Genomic DNA, 21,066 nt, shown 5'->3' with positions numbered 1-21,066 from the left:
CGACGTATCGCACACCCTGTCGAGGGTCAGGCAGCAAGGCCGACCGGCGTCTTGACGAAGTCGACGAAGCCTGGAAGTTGTTCGACCCGACGCAAGAGAGCATTCACGGATGGATAGGCGCTCAGATCGACATTGCCTTCCGGAGCGCGCGCGACGTAGCTGTAGATAGCGACATCGGCAATCGTCGGGTGATTGCCCACAAGCCATTCCCGCCCTTGCAGCTGGCTCTCGATCCGGCCAAGGATGGTGTGTGCACGGCCAATGACCTCTTCCGGATTGAACTTGGCGCCGAAGACTGTCACCAGACGGGCAGCCGCCGGTCCGTAAGCGATCTCACCTGCCGCAACCGAAAGCCAGCGCTGGACCTCAGCCGCCCCTTTTGCGTCTTCCGGCAGCCATTCGGTCTGACCGGATTTCTTGGCAAGGTAAACCAGGATTGCATTGGAATCGGAAATGAAGACATCGCCATCCGCGAGCACCGGGACTTGCCCGAACGGGTTCATTTTGAGGAAATCTGGCTGCTTGTGAGCGCCTGCCTTCAGATCGACTTCGACCAGCTCGTGGGGGAGCCCGATCAGCGAGAGAAAGAGCCGGGCACGATGCGCGTGGCCCGACAGCGGATGGTGATAAAGTTTCATGTGATCGCTCCTGATTGAAGGCCGGGTCCGTTCCCGATCCATGCGCAAAGGATGCAACAGGCGATCAGCGCGTTGAATACTCATGTTTGACAGTGCATCGTTACGCTGGACGCAACAGTGCTTGGAACCGCTCCGCGCGGTGAGTTCATTCCTGAAAGCAACGCATAGACGGCTGGGCCTTGCTCAGGCCTCTGCGTTACCTACACCCTGGCGAGACATTCCCTAATCTTGAGGCGGGCTCTCAACGTGGCTGCCGTGCCGAACGTCCTTGATGAGATCGACGAACCGCCGCAATTTGGCGGGGATATTTCGTCTTCCGGGATAATAAAGGCAGAGACCCGGATAGGGCGGCGTCCAGTCGGCGAGGACCTGCTCCAGCCTTCCGGCGGCGACGTCGTCTGATACCTGCCATTCATTCAGATAAGCGAGTCCGGCTCCGTCCCTGGCCGCCCGGAGCATCAGGTCGCTGTCGTCGAGCGTGAGCTTGCCGGGAACGTCGAGCGTGAAGCTCTCCCCTCGCTTTTCGAACTCCCAGCGATAGAGCGTGCCGCTCGCCATTCTGGCCCGAATGCACTCGTGGTTCTGAAGATCTGCCGGGACCTGCGGCTTTCCATGCTGCCGGAAATACTCGACCGAACCGACGATGGCCGGACGGACGTTGTCGCCGATCGGGACGACAACCATGTCGGGGGGAACAGCCTCTCGGATTCTGATCCCGGCGTCGAAACCCTTGGCATTGACGTCGACGAGTGCCCCCTCCGTGACAATCTCCACCGCCATCTGCGGGTTCCTTCGCATGTATTCCAGGATCAGCGGCGTCAGGATCATGCGGGTTGCGCCGACCGACGTGTTGATGCGCAGGGTACCGGTGGCTTCCACACGATGCTCGTCGACATGCTCAACGGCGTTGCGAATGGCCTCCAGCGCCGGGCCGACGCTCGCCACGAATTGCTCGCCGGCGGCGGAAAGGACGACGCTCCGTGTGGAGCGATTGAACAATCTGACGCCCATGCGCGCTTCCAGCGTAGCGATCTGCTGGCTGAGCGAGGAGGACGAGATCCCAAGCTCTCGCGCTGCGGCCCGAAACCCGCCTCTGGAAGACACCGCGAGAACTGCTTCGAGTTCGGCGAGCGAGCCACGCATCATTGTCCGTAATCCCTTATCAGGCTGAACGATTTTGGCCAGCTTATCAGGACAGTCCTGAAATGCCAGATAAGCCTGACAGTCGAAAGGAGTTAGACATGCGCAACATCGACAAGATCTATATCGACGGTCAGTTCGTCACACCGAAGGGCACCGAAACGGGCGATCTTCATAATCCGTCCACTGAAGAGAGGATCGGTACGGTCCGGCTTGCCGGCGTCGACGATGCGCGGGACGCTGTCGCCGCTGCGAAGCGCGCCTTCCCCGCGTTCTCACGCACGTCGAAGGCCGAGCGCATCGATATGCTGAAGCGATTAAACGCCGCGGTCGCCGCGCGCGTTACCGATCTCACCGAAGCGATGTCGCTCGAATATGGCGCTCCGCAGACCTTCACGCGCTTTGCTATTCCTCATGCTGCTTCGAGCTTTCTCACCATGGCGTCTGTTCTGGAGGACTACGAATTCGAGCGCCAAATGGGCCGCGCCCGCGTCATCATGCAGCCGTCTGGCGTCGCCGCGGCCATCACGCCCTGGAACAGCAATATCGGCTTCATCACCTCGAAGCTCGCAACCACCATCGCCGCCGGTTCGACCATCGTCATCAAGCCAAGCGAGATGAGCGCGATCCAGACGCAGATCCTGACGGAGTGCCTGCATGAGGCGGGCCTGCCGAATGGCGTGTTCAACATCATCAATGGCTATGGCAATGTCGTCGGCGCGGAACTCAGCCGGCATCCGGATATCGCGAAAGTGACCTTCACGGGCTCCACCGCGGTCGGCCGCGAAATCCTGCGCAACGCGGCGGATACCTTCAAGCGCGTAACCCTGGAACTTGGCGGCAAGGGTCCAAACATCATTCTCGACGATGCCGATCTAGATCTGGTTATCCCCGCCGTCTTGCGGATGGGTTTCATCAACAGTGGCCAGGCCTGCATTGCCGGTACCCGTATTCTGGTTCCGAATCAGTTGCTCGATGACGTCCTGGTCCGACTGAAGCAGGAGATCGAGACATTCAAGGTCGGCGCCCCCGACGATCCGGACGCGATGATCGGACCAATGGTCAGCCGCAAGCAGTACGATCGTGTCCAGTCCTACATCGAACTGGGAACGCAGGAAGGCGCCCGTCTCCTGACGGGGGGCCGGGGGCGGCCCGCCGGTCTGGATCGTGGCTGGTTTACAAAGCCGACAATCTTTTTAGGCGTGGACAACCAGATGCGGATCGCGCGCGAGGAGATCTTCGGACCGGTCCTGTCGGTCATCGCCTACCGCGACGAGGATGAGGCCATCTCCATCGCAAACGACACCCCGTATGGCCTTCAGGCCTATCTGCATGGCTCCGACGCCGCACACATGCAGGCGGTTGCGGATCGACTGGAGAGCGGTCGCGTGGTGATAAACGGCGCACCGCATGAACCGCTCGCGCCCTTTGGTGGCTTCAAGCAGTCAGGGATTGGTCGTGAATACGGCGTGTTTGGCCTCGAGGCATTTCTGGAACCAAAGGCTATAATCGCGTAATGATAGGCGTGACGAGCGGAGCGTGAACTTCGCGCGTCACGCGCTTCACAAGCGGACCAGCATCTTGCCGACAGCCTTGCCGCTCTCCTGGAACTCGTGCGCATCGGCCACTGCATCAAGGGCATATGTTTTCGCAATCTGCGGAACGTATGCCCCCGACGCGGCGCAGGCTGAAATCTCCTCGGTTGCCTGACGCATCGCCGCTTCCGGCATGGTGTACACGTAGACGAAACGGAATGAGAAGCCTCCAAGCAGCGCCGGGAAGAACGGGATTGTGAGCTTAGCCTCCGGTGATTCCGTCGAATAGGCCGAGACGACGCCGTCGCGAGCGAGACAGGCGAGCGCCACTTCGATGTTGGCGGAGATATCGACATCCACGATACGATCGACACCACGGCCGCCCGTCGCCGATCGTATGGCCTGCGGGACGTCCTCCTGGCGCCTGTTGATGACACGATCGGCTCCAGCCACTCGCGCGACCTCCGCCTGCTCCTCGCGGCTGACTGTCGCCGCCACCCACGCGCCTGCCCATTTTGCAAGCAGGATCGCCGCATTGCCGACCGCGCCGGCACCACCCTGCACCAGAACCCGCTTGCCGCGCAGGTCTCCATCGGCGAACAGGCAGCGATGCGCCGTCATCGCCGGAACGCCGAGCGATGCTCCGATCTCAAAGGACACGTTGTCGGCAAGCGTGACGGCCTGCACGGAAGGTACGACAACGTATTCCGCCGCAGTCCCGAACGCACGGCCCCATTGCGCCATGTAGATCCAGACCCTCTCGCCGATGCGCGTCTCGCGAATGCCCGCGCCGACGGCATCAATCACGCCCGCGCCGTCCTGATGTGGCACGATCCGTGGGAATGGCATGGCCTTGCCGCCGAAGCCGGTTCTCGTCTTGATGTCGGAAGGATTGATACCCGAGGCGATCACCCTCACCCGGACCTCACCGGCGCCCGGCTGTGGATAGGGCAGGTCACCGACAACAAGCACCTCTCTCGCAGCTCCTTGTTTCTCGTAAAACGCAGCGCGCATGACACACCTCCAATCAACTCGTTCCAACTACGCGCGCCACAGGCGATCTTGCAAGTAGGCAACAGTTCTGCCTATAGGGATAGAAAGTACACCATTGGAGACCAGGATGAGCCTCCGCCAGAAGTGTCCCGTCGAGACCACCGTCGATGTGACGGGCGGCAAGTGGAAGCCGATGATCATCTACCGGCTGTTGGACGGGCCGCGCCGGTTCGGGGAACTGCGTCGCCTGGTCGGCGATCCGAGCCAGCGATCGTTGACGATGCAGCTCCGGGAGCTTGAGGCCGACGGGATTGTCGCCCGCGAAGTCTTCGCTGAAGTCCCGCCGCGCGTGGAGTATTCGCTTACACCGTTCGGCCAGACACTCGCGCCTGTGTTGATCGCCATGCGAGACTGGGGCGTCGCGTTTCAGGAGCGGAGGAGCGAGGCGCAGCGCTAGGTCGCGTCTCGTCTGGCGCTCGCCGAGAAGCGCTCTACAAAGAAATCGATCAGCACCCTGACCTTCCGCGAGACGTGCGATCCCGGCGGCCGCACGATGTAAACGCCGATCTCCGGCAGACTGTATTCCGCCATGATCGGCACGAGCGTGCCCGCTGTCACGTAGCTTTGCGCGATCACGACAGGAAGGGCCGCAACGCCCAGCCCGGCCGCCGTCCCTTCGGCGATGCCCACGGCGCTGTCTGCCTTGAACCTTCCCTGCCCGTTGACGACAACCGTCCTACTGCCGTCCGACACCTTCCAGCTTTCGGTCCCTTGAAGGATGGCCTGATGTTCGAGCAGGTCCGAGGGCTTCTTCGGGACGCCGTGGGCACTCAGGTAGTCCGGATTGGCGAACAGCCCCGCCGCAAAGGCGCCGATCTTGCGCGCCGTCAGGTTCGAGTCCTGCAGATAACCGACCCGTATCCCGCAATCGAACCCTTCCGCGACCAGATCAACGTACCGGTCGCTGTAGTGCGCGTGGAGCTGCAGGAGCGGATGGAGGCGGGCAAGCTCGGCCAGCGCCGGCGCGAAGTGTCCGGGACCGAAGGACGAAGGAACCGCCACGCGCAATCGTCCCCGCAGCTCTCCGGTCGGCAGCATTTCTTCGCGAGCGACGTCCATTTCCAGGCACATGCGGGCAGCATGCTCGCGGAAGGAAACACCGGCTTCTGTGAGTGATGCCCCTCTGGTCGTCCGCGCCAGAAGCTGAACGCCGAGCTCGCTCTCGAGGCGGACGAGCCGCCGGCTGACGATCGATTTCGGTAGCCCCAGACGCCGTGCCGCAACGGTAATCCCGCCGCCGTCTGCGACCTCAACGAAGATCTGCATGTCCTCGAAGCTGATCATTCTTGCGTTCCATTTTCCGTTCTACAGAGTGGCAAACCATAGAGCTACCGTGCCATTCATCGCAACGCTAAATTCCAGTCATCGAGCGGATCGAAACGAACTTCACCAACCCGCCGCCGACAAAAAAAGGAACACGACAATGCACAGCCAAGTATTCACCCCCGAAAATTCCGCAATGCTGCTGATCGACCATCAGATCGGCACGATGGCCTGGACCCACTCGCACGATATCAACCTGGTCAAGCAGAACGCGCTGAAGCTCGCCCGCATCGCCAAGGCCGCCAACATCCCGACCATCCTGACATCCAGCATGGAAGACCAGATCCAGGGGCCGCTGCTGCCAGAACTCAAGGAAATCCTGCCCGAGGCCTTTGACGCCCGGATCAAGCGCCCCGGTATTGTCAACGCAATGCACCATGACGGCTTCAACCAGGCGGTCAAGGCGACCGGCCGCAAGAAGCTGTTTGTCGCCGGCGTGACGACGGAAATCTGCGTCACCTTCCCGGTCCTGCAGATGCTCGACGAAGGCTACGAGGTGCAGGTCTCGGCGGACGCTTCCGCCTCCTACACCAAGTACGGCGACGACCTGGCTCTGCGCCGCATGGAAAAGGCCGGAGCCATCATCACCACCGTCGACCAGATCATCTCCGAGCTTGCCGTCGACTGGACAAGCCCGCTTGGCCAGAAGCTGGTCGGCATCCTGAACTATCACTGATGTCGGAACGATATTGAGTTCATCGGCGCGGGCGACAATCGCCCGCGCCCGAGATGGAAGGAAAAACTCCAATGACGATCACCAAAATCTCGGCAGGCCGGATGCGCGGGAACATAAGCCAAGGCTTCGGCGTCGAAATCCTGTATCCGGGTCTCACCCTAACGGCCGATGATAGCGGGATCGGTCCGATCGGCAGGATCGATCGCGCCCAGGTGCAACCCGGTCACCTCATTGGCATGCACCCGCACAAGGACGACGAGATCCTGACCTACATCCGCGGCGGCGAGATGCTTCACCGCGATACGGTCGGAAACGAGAAGAAGCTCGACAAGACGCACTTCATGATGATGAATGCCGGCCATACCTTCCAGCACGAAGAGCTGATGCTCGGGAACAGCCCGGTTCGAGCGCTGCAAATCTTCCTGCGGCCCAACGCTCCCGATCTTGAGCCGATGGTGCAGTTTCGTGATTTCGTTGACGCGAACAGTGACAACGAGTGGCGATTGATTGCCGGGCCCCAGGAGGCGCCGCTGACCGTGCGATCCGATGTCCGCGTGTTCGATGCGCGCATCACGAATGGTACCCAGCTGAGCCTGCCCGCCGCGGCCGATCCCCGGACGGCATTTCTGCTCTATGTCTTCGACGGGGCGATAGATTTTGGCGATGTCATGATCGCAACCGGCGAGAGCGCGTTCTCGCGCTCGCTGGATCATCAGCTCACTGCCAGGGCGGGTTCAGATGTCGTTCTGTTCGTGTTCGATCCTGAACCCGAGGTATTTCGTGGCGGCATGTTCAGCGGGAACCAGAAACGCATCGGATAAACTGGAAATGACGCATTGATGAATATCGGCGTGGAGAGAACATCATCCTGTTTCTCCTTGCCTTGAAGGGACTCGAACCGCCGACACGGAGTACCATCTCGCTAAGTGTATGATAGATTACAATTTTCTCGAAACACGGGCAATCTGTGGCGGCAGGATTGAAATGTCCGCCAGTTTGCCAAGTTGAAATGTCCGACTGGTCGCCACACGGTCCACCTACCAGCCCCGATCTGAGCGGCTGATCCCGGCTGCAAGATCAGATCGGGGCTAGTGCCAAACACGGCTTCGGCGTGTCGCGCTGATCCGACCCGCCGCCATGGCCGAATTCGTCGCCGCCTCCTGCCGGCAGCTTAAACTCCGTATCGCGTTCGGCTAGGGCTGAGAGATCAATGGACAGATCGATTAGTGCTTGATCGCAGTGCCCAGGTGTACAGGATCGTGTTTTGGCCTATAGCTGGATACGGTAGCGTAGGAATTGGTTGTGGGGGCAAGATTTGATCTTAACTTGCTTTTTCAAGCCGCGGCGTAATGATATGTCGAGAATTTTTCAGGGCAAACAGCTAACTACTACCGGTCCCAGTCCACCAAATTCACCTGCGCGTACAGCTTTGCGGCATACGTTTTGTCGACCTGATGGGCATGAGCGATCAACCCCATGATATGACGACGCATTCCTATCAAGGATGCGAACCCACGCGTAGCGCGATGTTTCTCCGCACCTATATTGGCATGCGAAAGTGCGTATAGGTGCGTCTCAATATTATTCCGAAACGACTTTGGAAGTTTCGGCTCTCCTCTGTCGATCAGCATTCCGAGAAGGATTTTCCGCCCCCCTGGAGCCGTGATGCTTGTTTTTTGCCGATGCACTACAAGCCCGTTCGACATTAGCGACATTTCGACCAACTTTACGAGCTTCATCGCATCGCTACGCCTTGCGTCATCAGATCGCGAAAATGCTAAATCGTCTGCGTAACGCGTATAGGTCCATCCCGATTTATTCGCGATGCGCTCGACCTTGCGGTCAAGGGCTTCGACTGCACGGTTTGCTAACATGGGACTAGAGGGGGCACCCTGCGGCAAATGTCCAACCGGCTGCGCACGATAAGGCCCACGCCCTCCGCGGCCGAGACGATCACGGTTGTCACGATGATGATGATCGGCCAGTCGCGTGCAAATGCGTGCCATCTGGAATGACAAGAGCGCGCCATAACCAAACGCCCTAAAGACCCGATAAACAGCCGCCTCAGATATAGACTCGAAGAACTGACGAACGTCCATTTTCACAAGCCACTTGGCATTCGCGTGTGACGTGGCGGCGCCCCTAAGATCTCGGTATTTAGTGAATGCAAAGCTCGCTCGGTGCGAAGGCGTGACTTGAAGAATATTCTGAGCAATCCAGCGCTGCGCCCTCATTAATCGAGGCTCTGGTACACAGATGGTTCGATATCGTCTTGATGGAGCTGATACTAAGTTCGCCACACCGCGTTTCTTGACACGGAACACTCGATAGGCGTCGATCTTGCGGTGAGCCACTTCAGCCAAAAAGTCAGCATCAACGTCTACAAGATGAGCAAAATGATTTAGGGTAAATATGACGGGCAGGTCGGGATGTATCCGTTTGACCGCCGCCGCGGCCGCTTTGCAAGCTTCAATGGTGAGCTCATCTCGGCCAGCAACTCTGGCCCCGCCAATGAAGGTCTGAGGGTCCCAACGGTGAGCCATCTACTTTAGCGCGGCCCTGGCGGCGCAGGATCGTCCATCAAACCGAGCCTCCGAGGAGGTTGCCCAAAGGGCAATGATGGATGATCCTGCGTGGACCTGCATTCTTGTGCTCTTTCAGTGGCAATAAGAAACCCTATTCCCCATGACGATAAGTTCGTACCCATCATCCTGGCCACCCTTGCGGGTGGCAGTAGCTAGATGCTACCTCTTGGTACCCTCAGAGCTTCAGGGTAGTACGGTTCGGGATTCGTTTCAACGGTTGGCCTTTTTCGTTCGGGAACCCCTCCCGCGATTAGAAACGCATACCCTTTATCCGTAAGCCGGCCTGATTGCGAAATGAGTGCCTGCGCAAGAGCTTTGCGTAGGGCGTCCATAAGGTCTGGGACGGCGATTCCACTTCTCGCGGCAAGTGCAATCTGTGAACCCCCATGCCATCGCCCCTTGAGCAAACTCAGCACGACAACCATTTGACGCTCTTCCGGCGTGAGCGATGGCGGTAGTTCGATACCGTTGTCTGACGCCGCTCCGCTGATGATATCCGCCATCTGTCGAACGCCGAATAGACTATTAAGAGCAGGGGGAATTGGACCGTCATAGAGTGCGCGCCAAGTCCCCTCACTTTGATGGAGGATCGCAGGAGTGTTGTTAGGGATACGATAGCTGAAAGCGATAAGCGCTCCTTGATTACCATAACCGCGACGCCCAGCACCCCGTCCCGACACTGGGCCGTAGTTGTCCATCAATCGACACCAAGTGAAATAGTTAGAACGGGAATATGTCCAATCCACAACGGGAGCGATCCACTGACTTATCACCTCTGGTCGGAGACGGTGGATTCGGACTTTAGTTAGCCCCGAAGGGGTTGCCGCTGCTGCGACGACCCGGAATTTCAACAGTTTTCTCGAAACCCACGATCGAACCGAGGGCACAGCCCAGAATTTGTCGAGCATGGTTCTAACGCGGCTGCCAGATCCGATGAAATCGGTAAGGATGATAACTTCGCCAGCGGGTGCGGTTTTACCGCGCATAAGATCAGGGCCGGGATGGTTCATGAATAACTTGGGCCAAGCGTCCTTCTGCTGTGAAGCAAGAAAGGCGACAAGCCCCTCACTGCCGACCCTAGCGCGCCCACGCGTTGGCTTCACGGCTGACGGCCCGCCCCGACCGATCGCACGTCGACGCAACTTTCCTTTCTTATCAGCGATAGTGACGCTCGGAAAAATCGCAGCCTCGGCGAACTCACGCTCGGCGTAAAGAGCTATACGCTTCTTTCGATGACGCGGTCCTTCTGCGATCCGATCAAGCGCCGTCCGGATTGACGTGGCAACCTGCTCCTCGTTCAGCAACAGCATCGCATCAAGCATTTCTGCCGCTGCGACTTGGTCGGCAGGCATAAATTGCGCCACCCATGCTTTACCGGTGACAGTTTGGCTTAATGTCGGCGGAGGGGGAATTGCAGGTGACCTCTTCTAAAAACGTTAACGTCTACAGGTAGGCAGCTCGCAAAACTTGCGCTTTCGCTGTGGGACCGCTTCTATCTCAGACGTCCAGCAATATCGTTTTGCGGTTGCGACCATGATGCCAAATAGTGTTCCATTCGTCCTTTAAGAGCGCCCTCATTGTCGTTGAATATTTCGTAAATCGCCTCAATCGCTATTACTGCCATGTAAGGGCTCTCGAGGCTATCGTCAGACAGGGCTTCCGTGACAATACCGAGCAACATGTCAAATTCACTGATGAACGGAGCGCCACTGAATCCCCCACGCGCTGTCGACGATACGATGAAGTGAACATTGGGAATGTCGTATCGCTGAATGTCAGCACTGATTTCAGCCGAGACAGCAATCTTATGGGCCCCATCAGATCTCGGGACTTTTGGGTATCCGCAGATAATCCCGCGGGTCAGGACAAGGCTATCCTCTATCCACTCTCCCCACATCTCAGGGACGTCGATATAGCGTGGCCGCTCATCATCAGGTATTGATTGTTGGCCCTGAACGACCGTCGCGTCTCTCCAGAGATCTGACAGCAAAATCGCGACATCCACGCTTTGGTCCGGGTGATACAGCACACCCGTCACAACAGCCCCATCGTCCGGTTGCCAAGTGGTGTTTCCCGCATAGAGGCTCACGTGGGAGTTTCCCCGCACGACATGTGCAGCGGTGGCAAATGCGCCGCCGCCGATGTGGAACGCCGTTCCATTGGCGCAATCGCCATTCTCCTGCTTGACCTGCACGCGGACGATGCACTCGCTGTACTTTCGGAAAAGTGCGTGCAGATCAATTCGCCTCCCCCATGGATGGGGAAGCTCCTTCAAACTATCGTCCGGCAAAACTACCCCCGTTTTCAGCTGTCAGTTTACTTTGGCGCGAGTGCAGCGCTCGGGCTCAGCCTATCACTGGATTAGCGACCTCAAGACCTGCTGACTTATCGTATTCGTACTTCCGGACATTAACCCGGACGACGCGACGGAAAAGCCGCCAGCCGAGACAGGAGAATATGGGTCCGTCAGGATATCGATTTCGTAGTGGCGGAGCTGATTGCCGAACTTGCCAAGAGCGATTCCAATAACCGATGCCGCTCCCGCTTTTCTCAGGAAAGCCGCAGCTACGCCGAAGGAGACGCCATAGGTGGTGCAATCATCAATGACCACGACGTTCTTTCCAACCAAACGACTGCTTTTTTTGTAAAATGGGTTGAGATGGATTGTCAGTATCTGGCCTGTGGGATCTGTACGGTCGCCCCCACCCCCTGACGACCGCTTGGGTGACGCTGTGTGCCGTATGAACAGCGGCTCTCCCCGTTTCGAAAATCGAACTCTAGAAACGGTCGTGCGCAGCCGATGCGTAAAGTCGCAAAGAGTGTCCGTATCGTCATTGTCGCTTTTTGAGGAGGGATAAACGCCCCACACCAACCCGTCTACCGAGTCGGCGCCCTCCATGAGCAACGAGCGAGCGGTGACCGCTAAAAGTGCATTGAGGCGACTGCCGCCGTTTTTGACGGTATTGGTCAGGCGTTGGGCGAAATCCTGTTGCGATACCGACTTCCCATAACCGGAAAGATCAGACAGAGCACGGACGTGGTAGCGCGGCGCCTCACCAGAGAACCACCACTGCCCCGACCAGCCGGCTATCAGCTCCACGATTTCTTGAAATTGAGCCGCACTTTCGATGCGAATACCAAGCGCTTCGACCTGTCTATCTCCAGACCAACCTGCAGCGATGAGCACAGCGTGGCCATTCTTCCCCATTTGCACGTCTTCATCTTTTGAAGCGAGAACCAGAACGTCAGATGGGTTGAGGCCGAATTTGGCGGCATTTTGGGATACGATATCACCAGACTGCCGCCCACGACTTTGCAAAAACTGGACATCCGACCCTCCGAAGGCCCCTTCGAACCAAGCCGGCTCGCCGTGGTTGGAGATGATACCGACCGGGTTTCCATCAGCGGATGCACTTGCCAAAACAGACACCAGCTGAGGGCGTGGAATTCCATTGTGCAGCAACGCGTCAGGCGACGTCATCAAGATCAGCATTCTTTCTCACTTTTTTTTCGTGTTTTGAAGTGAACTGCTGGACTACAGGTCAGCCGGCAGTTGTTTTGCAATCACTTGATTGAAGGATAGGACTAAATCATCGAGATAAAGACCATTCTCAACTTCCTTATCCGCGTCGGCATCAGAGGAAACCGCGTGCAGGTTACGAGCTGGCACATCAATGGTCCTGAGAATGCTCTCTTCAAATTTTGCAAGCGTTTCACGAAGAAATTCTTCAGGTTTCGGTTTTACCGATTTCTTCGGTGGACGCTGCGATGGTTCACTTAACCCCGCTTGACTTCCGCCATGTGAGCCGCGTCCCACTGACACCGCAATTTCCACCGTCCTCTTCATCTGAACGAGGAAGTTCTCTAAAAAAAAACCCAGGAAAAGATCGTTGCCCCGTTCTCTATGAATGTTCTTACCGGATAACGTGTCCCTCAAATCGTCGAGCAGCAACTGAAGATACTGTAGACGTGCGGCAACAACCATCACTCGCGCGTCCGCAACGGAACTTCTGGCCTTAAGACTTTCACCGACGAGCGCCCGATATTGAAATATCTTCAAATTCTTGAAGCCATCTCTGGTGAGTATCAAGCGGCCCGCCTCAGTCGGAGCGATGGATGCATCCTGCAGAATGTCGGGGCGTTGCGGGATGGCTTGCCCCTCAGCAACATGTCCGCTTTCATCTGCGATAGTCGGCTGTTGATTCCTTTCGTGAGGTCTGTCGTCAAACGAAAACTGCAGCTCTTTCGTTTGGGCTTCGACATCGCCCGCAACATCTGCTGCCTCGTCATTCGGTGTCGGATTGAGCATGCGGAGATAGTCTGTTTTACTGCGTAGAATAATCAATTGCCGAAGCGAATCTTTCGGGCAGCGAAGCAAGCTCGCGCGGTCGGAATCAGCACCGTCGGCCATTAGAAGATTTGCTTGGACTTTAGCTTCGCCGCTCTCACGATCTTTGTCTGTCGGGTAAGGGACCGCCAGCCACCGCCCATAGTCCAGCGCGGCGCGGGAGGCATGAAGGCTACCTCCTTTGAGATCCGATTGTACCATGACGACACCGCGGGCCATTCCAGCCTGAGTTCTGTCTCGTTTTACATATTGTTGATTCTGAACGTTCTGGCCAAAGGGATATTCGCTGACCAGGGCGCCGCCGGAAGCCACGATGTCCTGGGCGAGGTTCTTGTGTCGAGCCGGAGCGATCATTTGAAGTCCATGCGCCATGACGGCTACAGTATGTGCTCCCGATTCAAGGGCTGATTGATGCGCAATCGCATCGCATCCTATGGCGAGTCCGCTGACTATGCTCCATCCTTGCTCGGCGAAAAATTGCGTGATTCGACGAGCGACCACTTCTCCATGCATAGTCGGTTCGCGAGTTCCGATGATAGCGACCGAATGTTCAGGCGTCTTCCCGAGCGATCCCTTCACATAAAGGATAAAGGGATCGTCTCTCGTCGCAGCAAGCAAGCGTGGATACTCGTCGTCTATGGGTGATATGATCCGCGCAAGATGGCGCTCAGCCTGATCAATCTGTCTGGCGGCATCATTCTGCGCATTCTGCCAGTCGCCTCCGCTAGACAATGACTTCGCTATTTGGAAGACTTCGCTTGCAAGATCTTCGATTTCCATCTCGAAAAAGTTCGGTACTAGCGAGGCCTTTTTCAGGGCAGCTGGCCCAACGCCTTTCAGCATTGACAACGAGAGCAGAAACTTTGTCGCAGGTGAAATCAAACTCATAAAACGGTGCCTATGTTCTTGGCCAATGATAGGCATTTTATAATACCGGCACCAGCGGTCTTCAGGTACTTCGAAGCGTAGATTAGCGATGCGCCAGTTGTCGTAACATCGTCGAGAACCAAATATGAGGTCCCACCAGCCACCTTTTGTGGAAACTGGACAAATAGATGATCCCTCACATTCTCAAATCGCTCGTTCCCGTTCAAATGGTCGTTGTGTTGGGACTTCACGCCGCCTTTAAACGAAAGCAGATCTGGCTCGCAAACGATTGAGCGATTTTTTATGGGTTCGTCGACGATCGACTGCTGCAGTTGAGTCAAAAGATTCTCGAGCCGCGGCTTCCTGCCTGGCCGATGCGGTATCACGGTGACCACGACGTGCTTGGTACCAAAATAGGCGGGAAACTCGCCGTTTATGAAGTTCCTGAGCGTTTTGATCCATTCCTCAGGAAAGTTATCAGAGTTCTTATTCTTCTCGATCGAGTCCGTTAGAGAATGCCATTTCCGCCGCTGATGTATCGACTTGTAGTTGGAGAAATATCTCCCGGCGACATGGATGGGGTAGGCGGTAGAGTCACCTCCGATCGCCTTCGGAATGAAGTGATTAATTTTGTCGAAGCGCGAACTGCCCGTCGCGCCTTCCATGAGCCGCTCAAGGTCGGGGAGAAAAGAATGTGGATCTGAGAGGACAGTCGAAACCTCGGAAGGGGAACCAATCAAAGCATCTGGGACCCGCTGCAAGGCGCCCCAGTGTTCATTTCCCCACTTGTACGGCCATCCCCCTTTGTCAACGACGACTAGACAGCCGCAATTATACGCCGATCTTACATCGACATCATTGTCGCCAACCAAAACGACCTCGGTAAGGTATTTTACGCCGAACTCTTGGATCGCCTTAACGATGCCGTCGCCTCGAGGTTTCGTCCATTTCACGTCCTCGTATGCAACAACAATATCCCATTCGAATTTAGGATACGCCCAATCTAGTACGACTTTTGCATAACTTCGAGGAGACCGAGTAAACACACCAAGTTTAAGCTCAGGGAAGTCAGACCGGATTTTTTTCACGGTGGACAAATCGTACAAGTGACGATCTTCATCTGCCTTTATGGCAGAAATTAACTTCGATAAGTTTTTCTGGTCTTCATTGTTTTTACAAGCCTCCCTAACCGCTTTTAAATCATCGGTACGAATTAACGTATCATCTAAATCGAACAAGCAAAGCTTGAACATATCCCCTCCTCACCGCATGTATTTAACAGCGCCCTCGCCTCCCCGCTGATAGCAGGAGCAGCGGATCCAATAAATCGAAAAGCTCAGGAACAATCAACCAAAGCGTGCGAGTATCCAGCCTTGAGCAAACACCCTCAGTATTGCTTGTTTCGGGTTGAGCAGAGTCAACAAGCGACCAGCTTGCGATCAACGTGGCCGAGAATTTCCCGGTCTGCTAATTGCTACTACACGTCCTGGGAATATTCGGGGCTTCAGTTGCCAATTCTGAGATCTATGCCGCAGGCTATCGCTGCTATGCTCCCAGTGCCGCTTTGCGCCTCAACCTTTCCTCCGAGCTCAATATTCTCGTCGGATCAACGACGCCGGGAAAGCGCGATGCTCGGCTTGGCTCGCTGCGTCCATCCTTCCAGACCAACACGACTTCTTTGTCAGCGCGAATGAAGGAATGGTAGTTTCGGTACCAATGGATTATGCGATACCAAGCCCGCGGATCTATAGGCGACTCCGTCGCATATCTTCTACAAGGACTCTGTGCCGGTAGGTCGGGTTACAACTCACCTGAACGAACCTTGCCAACCCTATAATGTCATCCAGATTGACTGAGACCCATCAGAAACCGTAACTTCGGATCTCCCACCGCCGCGCTTTTCAACACGAACCTGCACGGCGATCCGCTCGATCATGGCAGCAACGTGCGTGATGACGCCAACTTTCTGACCCCTTCCCTGTAAGGTCTCCAATGCGTCCACTGCTAAGTCGAGCGTCTCCGCATCGAGCGATCCAAAGCCTTCATCGATGAACAGCGTGTCGACAAAAGATGATCGTCCTTCCAGACCCGACAATGCCAGCGCCAGAGAAAGGGAGACGAGGAAACGTTCACCGCCCGATAGGCTTCGGGTCCCGCGGACCTCGTCGCCCATGTCGCGATCAATGATGTGCAGCGTGAGATCGGACGCTGCCCCCCGCGCCAACCTATAGCGGGGGGTCAATGCGTGGAGGTGATCATTCGCCAATTGCACCATGTGGTCGAGTGTGATGCTCTGCACAAAGCGACGGAAACGATCACCGCTGGCCGAGCCGACAGCATCGTCGACTGCTTGCCATATTGCGAGTTCCGCTTTCGCGGCGTCAATTTCCGCAGATAGGGTTGCGGCGGCGCGGCGTGCCTCGTCGTCTCGCGCGACCGTAGCAGCAAGCACACCTGTCCGTTGTTGCAAGTCTCCGATTTCTGTTGCCAACGCCGCGACGACTGCGGCCAACGCCTCTGCATCGGTGGTCTCGTCGAAACCTTCCAACGCCCGGTGTAAGTCATTCTGGCGCGTAAGCACTGCGGTGGCGGCATCGTTCACGCCTCGGTCGATCCCCTGAATGCGGACCCGCAACGCTCTGCTCAAAGCTGGGTCAGCTGCGAGCAGCGCGGCAACCTGGTCTGACGAGCGAGCAATATCCAGGCACGCAGCGTTGAATGCCTCTTCGACTAAAGCACTGCGGCGTTTGGCGGTCTCCAATCCAGCGGCGGCCTCGTCGCAACGAGCGCCGGCGGCCTGGAACGCTGCATCGGTGGCGGATTTCGTCTCGCGCGCGAGCGCGAGCACCTCACGGGTGGTCCGGCAAGCCTCATTGATCCGAGTCCGGTGGCTTGCTGTCGCCTCGCCATCGAGAAGTTCAGCTCTGGCGCCCGCCTTCTCTCTCTCGGCCATGCGACGTTGATCGAGAAGAAGTGCATTCGCCGTAACCTGCGCCTGCGCGTGCTCGAGCGAGGCGGCCGCCGCTGCACGTTCGGGCGCCAGACGCTGGAGCGTCATTTCGAGTTGGCTAACCTGTTCGCGCAGGGCGGCATACTCTGTCGCAATTGTTGACAGCGTAACGCCAACATCAGTGGGATCGACCTCGAGGTCGTCAACCGCCATACCTGCTGCAGCAAGAAACGGTGTGATTTCACGGCGAATGGAAATGAGGCGCTCAGCGAGGCCCGCCGCCTGGACAGTGTATTCAGTCGCCTTCAATTGCGCAGCGTGAAAATCGGAACGCCTTTGGTCCAAGGACCGTGCAGTCGTCTCAGTCGCCTCGCCGAGCGCGTCATACTCCCTTTGCAAACTATCAATCTCAGTCCGAAGACGGCGCGCGTCTGCGAGCGGATAAGAAATGGCTGATCGCTCTGCGATCGCGACTGAAATATGAGCCGCCAGTCTCGACGCAGCCTGGTCATCGAGAACGGGAGGTACACCCTCGTTGATCCCAGCCTTCCTGCAGAGATCGTTCAAGGACGACAACTGTTCGCCGTAAGCGCCGTTGGCAGCCAGAATTTGTCCGCGCGCCACATCGATTCCGCGGTTTGTCTCCGTCTGGCGACCTTCTCCAGCGGACAGCGCGCGCGTTGCAGCGTCCAAACGCTGGCCCGTCGCGGTCAACGCGGCGTCGAGTTCTTCGCGTCGGCGGCGAAGCCTAGCAGCAATTTCATTCAGCGCGCTGGGATGCGCAAGATGCGGATGGTCGGTGCTGCCGCACACCGGACAGGCCAAATTTGGGGCCAGCAGGCTGCGCAGATGAATGGCCTCAGACGAGACAGCCTCGTCGGCGAGCTCTGCGATTGGAACAATTTCCGCACGTGCGGTCCGTTCGCGGAGCTGGTCTGCTTCCGCTTCAACAATTTGGCTTTTCGCCGTGCTTACCTCTTGCGCCGCGAGCGTGTGTTCCGACTCTCGCCTTGTTAGATCTGCCGATGCTCGAGTATGCCGGTCGCAGACGGTACTTGCTTCGCGCAGAGCCTCGAGCGCGCGCTGCAGATCGATGTCTCGTTCGTGGAGCGTCGCCTCGTCGATGCCGGCAAGACCGGCTCTGCGATCAGCGATTCCACGACTTAGGCCATTCTTTCGCTCACGATCCTCGGTGAGCCTTTCCAACAGGGTGGTTATTTCACTTTGCAATTGCGTCGCTGTTTCTTCCGCTCCGATGGCCGCCACCGTGGCTGTGGCGTGTTCCTGCTGGAGCGCTCCCCGCTTCGCCAACAAATCCATCGCATCGCCAAGACGATCAGCAAGAAGAACGCGATCCGATTGATTGCTTAATTGGGCCGCGGTCGTGCGGTACGAGTCTGATGTCTGACCGAGAGCCTGATCAATCGTGGCCAGCGCATTGGCCTTGTCGCCCAGTGTAGCTTCCGCTTGCTGCGATTTTTCCACCGCATCATTAAACTCCGTCCGAGCTGTCGTAAGCTCGGCGTCGAGCCTCTCGGCTTCGCTCCAAAGGGGACCGAAGTTCTTGAGGACGTCCTCTGCCGCTACGTTGGCGGCTACAGCGTCCGCCAGTTGCGTTGCCGACGCTGCATCTAGCGTCCGCGCCTCCTCGCGCGCGATAAGCAAGCCGTCGAGACGGGTCTTGGCCTCCGCTGCTGTCCGTCGTGCATTTTGTGCATCACCCGCTAGCGGACGAAGCGGCTCGACGAGCTCGAACTCGGCAAGAGATTTATACTCATTGGCGGCTGCTTCGCGTGCGGCACGCGCTGCGACCGCCTGGGCCTCAGCCCGTGCGAGATCGCCGCGAGCAGCAGCGACGCGCTTCAAATGATCCAATCGCGCGCTGTGTTGTTCCCGCTCAGCACCTTTTTGAGCAATGGTCGAAGCAAGCTGGCGTTGCTCCTCGAGCAGCGTCTGCCTGGCTTCGTCATCAAGAAGTCCGATGTCATTTCGACGCTGCTCCAATTGCTCAACGATTCTTCGTCGTGCGTCGGTGCCATCATGGACGCGGATCGAGATCGCTGCGTAGATTTCGGTGCCTGTGATCTTCTCGAGCAGTTCCGCACGCTCGCTCTCTGCGGCTAGAAGGAATGCATCGAACTCGCCCTGCGCCAGGAGCACCGTTCGACGGAACTGATCGAATGTGAGGTCAGTTCTCGTCTCGACCGCCTCGCGGACTTGGGTCTTGCCGGTCGCCACCGCACTGCCGTCGTCAAGTCGATAGAGCGCGCGCTGCTCATTCTGAAGACGCCCATTCGCTCGCCCCCGCGCCCGATTGGCGTCCCAGCGGACGCGGTAGCGTTCGCCATCCTGCCCGACGAAATCCACCTCGGCATAGCCGCCGCCGGCACCTCGGCGCAGGATCGCCCGGCCATCATGAATCGAAATCGGCTCCCCGCTGGGATCGGGCGCATTCTCGCGCCGACCAACGGAGACGCGCGGATATTCGCCATAGAGCGCGAGACATAGCGCATCGAGGATGGTCGATTTCCCAGCACCGGTCTCGCCGGTGATGGCAAAGAGACCGGAACCTGCAAGAGGCTCTGTGGCAAGATCGATTTCGAAAGGCGCGGCAAGACTTGCTAGATTCTCGCCGCGGATAGCCAATATCCGCATGACTATCCCTCCGCCTGTGCCCGGTGGAAAACATCCAGATGCGCGGCATCCGGGGCTACCCCGAATGTGCGTTCAAATGCGAGCTTAAACAGATCCTCAGGATCTTTTTCTGCCAGCCTGATCATAGGATCAGCGAGGGTCACGTCATTTAACTCCCTGGGCATTGCTGCGACCCGAGTATCGACGATACGGACCGGAAAGCTCTCGGCGATGCGGTCGACCTCTTCTCTGAACCCTGGTGATAGCCCCTCGCGGGCAAGCCTCACCTGGACGAATGGCCGTTCATGGATCGGTAGATCCCATGTGAGGTCGATTGCGGTCAGATGATCGCCGAGCTCACTCAAACGCATATCGCCCGCCTCAGGAAGGCGGATGAAGGGAACTGGCCGATCAATCGAGATTTGTTCTGATAGAACCGTTGTACCGTCGAGCCTCACAAGAGTGACGCCATGCGTGTAGGGCACCTCCGTCGCCGACAAAGGGATCAGCGAACCTGAGTAGCGGACAGTCTCACGACCGATAGCTTGAGCCTTATGCAAGTGGCCAAGCGCCACGTAGCTCGCTTCCGCTGGGAATACGTCATGCGGCACGGCATGCTGACCACCGACCAGAATTCGGCGCTCCGCTCCTTCTGACTCGATTCCACCCGCGACATGGAGATGTCCCGTTAGGACGAATGGTAGACCATCCATCGGGCCCCGTAACGTATCGACCAATTCGGCATAAAGGCTTCGCACGCCCGCAACGATGGGCGATCCTGCCTCAGCCTCCAGCCGCGTCAAATTCGGAAGGCACGCTGCGGTTGGATAGGAGACTGCAAGCACATGGGCAGCCACCGCACCGCTTGCGTCATTGATGGGAACGAGATGACGAGCGGCCTCGACCCGCCCTTCACGCCGCCGAACATTGCCCACGACGCGGATGTTAAACGCCTCTAACAGCGGCCGCGGCGCTTCCAACCGACCAGCCGCATCATGGTTGCCGGCGGCTATCACCATAGACATGCGCGGATTCGCTCGGCTTAACCGCACGAGCGTGCTATAGAAGAGTTGTTGCGCCTCCCCGGAAGGATTTTGACTGTCGAATATATCGCCGGCTATGACGAGGGCGTCGACATCCCGCTCCACAACGATTTTTTCGAGCCGCTCGAAAACCTTACGATGCTCATGATCCCGCGAGAAGCCACGAAGAGTTTGCCCGATATGCCAATCCGCCGTGTGTAAGATACGAATCATTGCCCCTCCTACTACAAGCATAGCATCGGATATTTCTGCCGAAGCATGCAACCTGGGAAGA

Annotated in this window: 16 protein-coding genes; 4 read left to right on the top strand and 12 right to left on the bottom strand. The window is 57.6% G+C overall.

The window, feature by feature from the left end; genetic code table 11:
• Positions 1-26 precede the first annotated feature (26 nt).
• Positions 27-638 (bottom strand): glutathione S-transferase family protein, encoded by a 612-nt coding sequence (locus tag ASG68_RS08680; RefSeq protein ID WP_062609454.1) that lies wholly within the window; start codon positions 636-638, stop codon positions 27-29.
• 222 nt (positions 639-860) lie between these two features.
• Positions 861-1,781, bottom strand: a complete 921-nt coding sequence (locus tag ASG68_RS08675; RefSeq protein ID WP_200951799.1) for a LysR family transcriptional regulator — start codon at positions 1,779-1,781, stop codon at positions 861-863.
• Positions 1,782-1,879: 98 nt separating this feature from the next.
• On the opposite strand from ASG68_RS08675, the gene ASG68_RS08670 reads away from it, so the two are divergent.
• Complete coding sequence (locus ASG68_RS08670; RefSeq protein WP_062609446.1) at positions 1,880-3,295, top strand: aldehyde dehydrogenase family protein; 1,416 nt, start codon at positions 1,880-1,882, stop codon at positions 3,293-3,295.
• A 45-nt stretch (positions 3,296-3,340) separates the two neighbouring features.
• Here ASG68_RS08670 and ASG68_RS08665 read toward each other — a convergent pair whose 3' ends face one another.
• On the bottom strand, positions 3,341-4,327 hold the full coding sequence (locus tag ASG68_RS08665; RefSeq protein WP_062609435.1) for an NADPH:quinone reductase: 987 nt from the start codon (positions 4,325-4,327) through the stop codon (positions 3,341-3,343).
• A 106-nt stretch (positions 4,328-4,433) separates the two neighbouring features.
• Between ASG68_RS08665 and ASG68_RS08660 the strand changes: the two genes are divergently transcribed.
• On the top strand, positions 4,434-4,763 hold the full coding sequence (locus ASG68_RS08660) for a winged helix-turn-helix transcriptional regulator (RefSeq protein ID WP_062609429.1): 330 nt from the start codon (positions 4,434-4,436) through the stop codon (positions 4,761-4,763).
• On the opposite strand, the gene ASG68_RS08655 is transcribed toward ASG68_RS08660, so the two are convergent.
• Positions 4,760-5,650 carry a LysR family transcriptional regulator gene (locus ASG68_RS08655; RefSeq protein WP_062609427.1) on the bottom strand — a complete coding sequence of 297 codons (891 nt, stop codon included), beginning with the start codon at positions 5,648-5,650 and terminating at the stop codon, positions 4,760-4,762. The two genes, ASG68_RS08660 and ASG68_RS08655, sit on opposite strands and share 4 nt — an antisense overlap.
• A 139-nt stretch (positions 5,651-5,789) precedes the next feature.
• Between ASG68_RS08655 and ASG68_RS08650 the strand changes: the two genes are divergently transcribed.
• Together ASG68_RS08650 and ASG68_RS08645 are read left to right on the top strand one after the other, a co-directional pair.
• Complete coding sequence (locus tag ASG68_RS08650; protein ID WP_062594212.1) at positions 5,790-6,365, top strand: isochorismatase family protein; 576 nt, start codon at positions 5,790-5,792, stop codon at positions 6,363-6,365.
• Positions 6,366-6,436: 71 nt separating this feature from the next.
• A complete protein-coding gene (locus tag ASG68_RS08645) occupies positions 6,437-7,186 on the top strand; it encodes a pirin family protein (RefSeq protein ID WP_062609425.1) in 750 nt (249 codons plus the stop codon).
• A 567-nt stretch (positions 7,187-7,753) separates the two neighbouring features.
• On the opposite strand, the gene ASG68_RS08640 is transcribed toward ASG68_RS08645, so the two are convergent.
• From ASG68_RS08640 to ASG68_RS08605, 8 genes are all read right to left on the bottom strand, one after another.
• A complete protein-coding gene (locus tag ASG68_RS08640; protein ID WP_062609423.1) occupies positions 7,754-8,908 on the bottom strand; it encodes a reverse transcriptase family protein in 1,155 nt (384 codons plus the stop codon).
• Positions 8,909-9,102: 194 nt separating this feature from the next.
• Entirely contained in the window at positions 9,103-10,302 is a 1,200-nt protein-coding gene (locus ASG68_RS08635; RefSeq protein ID WP_062609421.1) for a hypothetical protein, read from the bottom strand.
• A 140-nt stretch (positions 10,303-10,442) separates the two neighbouring features.
• Positions 10,443-11,225, bottom strand: a complete 783-nt coding sequence (locus tag ASG68_RS08630; RefSeq protein ID WP_162247271.1) for a S1 family peptidase — start codon at positions 11,223-11,225, stop codon at positions 10,443-10,445.
• Positions 11,226-11,303: 78 nt separating this feature from the next.
• Positions 11,304-12,443: a phosphoribosyltransferase gene (locus ASG68_RS08625; protein ID WP_062609418.1), complete on the bottom strand. Its 1,140-nt coding sequence runs from the start codon at positions 12,441-12,443 to the stop codon at positions 11,304-11,306.
• Positions 12,444-12,485: 42 nt separating this feature from the next.
• On the bottom strand, positions 12,486-14,186 hold the full coding sequence (locus tag ASG68_RS30360; RefSeq protein WP_082553976.1) for a DNA-processing protein DprA: 1,701 nt from the start codon (positions 14,184-14,186) through the stop codon (positions 12,486-12,488).
• Positions 14,183-15,418: an HAD hydrolase-like protein gene (locus ASG68_RS08615; protein ID WP_062609416.1), complete on the bottom strand. Its 1,236-nt coding sequence runs from the start codon at positions 15,416-15,418 to the stop codon at positions 14,183-14,185. Before ASG68_RS08615 ends, ASG68_RS30360 begins: the two co-directional genes overlap by 4 nt.
• Positions 15,419-15,996: 578 nt before the next feature.
• The gene (locus ASG68_RS08610; protein WP_062609414.1) at positions 15,997-19,770 is read right to left on the bottom strand and encodes an AAA family ATPase; all 3,774 of its coding nucleotides are present in this window, start codon (positions 19,768-19,770) and stop codon (positions 15,997-15,999) included.
• A 2-nt stretch (positions 19,771-19,772) separates the two neighbouring features.
• Entirely contained in the window at positions 19,773-21,005 is a 1,233-nt protein-coding gene (locus tag ASG68_RS08605) for an exonuclease SbcCD subunit D (protein ID WP_062609412.1), read from the bottom strand.
• Positions 21,006-21,066 lie beyond the last annotated feature (61 nt).

The organism is Rhizobium sp. Leaf453 (assembly GCF_001425605.1).
Taxonomy (GTDB): Bacteria; Pseudomonadota; Alphaproteobacteria; order Rhizobiales; family Rhizobiaceae; genus Pararhizobium.
This window is presented reverse-complemented; position numbering and strand designations above follow the sequence as displayed.

What these genes read in the sequence shown, in the direction of transcription:
- ASG68_RS08680 (WP_062609454.1), bottom strand. Translation starts at nt 638, where the DNA reads ATGAAACTTTATCACCATCCGCTGTCGGGCCACGCGCATCGTGCCCGG.
- ASG68_RS08675 (WP_200951799.1), bottom strand. Translation starts at nt 1,781, where the DNA reads ATGCGTGGCTCGCTCGCCGAACTCGAAGCAGTTCTCGCGGTGTCTTCC.
- ASG68_RS08670 (WP_062609446.1), top strand. Translation starts at nt 1,880, where the DNA reads ATGCGCAACATCGACAAGATCTATATCGACGGTCAGTTCGTCACACCG.
- ASG68_RS08665 (WP_062609435.1), bottom strand. Translation starts at nt 4,327, where the DNA reads ATGCGCGCTGCGTTTTACGAGAAACAAGGAGCTGCGAGAGAGGTGCTT.
- ASG68_RS08660 (WP_062609429.1), top strand. Translation starts at nt 4,434, where the DNA reads ATGAGCCTCCGCCAGAAGTGTCCCGTCGAGACCACCGTCGATGTGACG.
- ASG68_RS08655 (WP_062609427.1), bottom strand. Translation starts at nt 5,650, where the DNA reads ATGATCAGCTTCGAGGACATGCAGATCTTCGTTGAGGTCGCAGACGGC.
- ASG68_RS08650 (WP_062594212.1), top strand. Translation starts at nt 5,790, where the DNA reads ATGCACAGCCAAGTATTCACCCCCGAAAATTCCGCAATGCTGCTGATC.
- ASG68_RS08645 (WP_062609425.1), top strand. Translation starts at nt 6,437, where the DNA reads ATGACGATCACCAAAATCTCGGCAGGCCGGATGCGCGGGAACATAAGC.
- ASG68_RS08640 (WP_062609423.1), bottom strand. Translation starts at nt 8,908, where the DNA reads ATGGCTCACCGTTGGGACCCTCAGACCTTCATTGGCGGGGCCAGAGTT.
- ASG68_RS08635 (WP_062609421.1), bottom strand. Translation starts at nt 10,302, where the DNA reads ATGCCTGCCGACCAAGTCGCAGCGGCAGAAATGCTTGATGCGATGCTG.
- ASG68_RS08625 (WP_062609418.1), bottom strand. Translation starts at nt 12,443, where the DNA reads ATGCTGATCTTGATGACGTCGCCTGACGCGTTGCTGCACAATGGAATT.
- ASG68_RS30360 (WP_082553976.1), bottom strand. Translation starts at nt 14,186, where the DNA reads ATGAGTTTGATTTCACCTGCGACAAAGTTTCTGCTCTCGTTGTCAATG.
- ASG68_RS08615 (WP_062609416.1), bottom strand. Translation starts at nt 15,418, where the DNA reads ATGTTCAAGCTTTGCTTGTTCGATTTAGATGATACGTTAATTCGTACC.
- ASG68_RS08610 (WP_062609414.1), bottom strand. Translation starts at nt 19,770, where the DNA reads ATGCGGATATTGGCTATCCGCGGCGAGAATCTAGCAAGTCTTGCCGCG.
- ASG68_RS08605 (WP_062609412.1), bottom strand. Translation starts at nt 21,005, where the DNA reads ATGATTCGTATCTTACACACGGCGGATTGGCATATCGGGCAAACTCTT.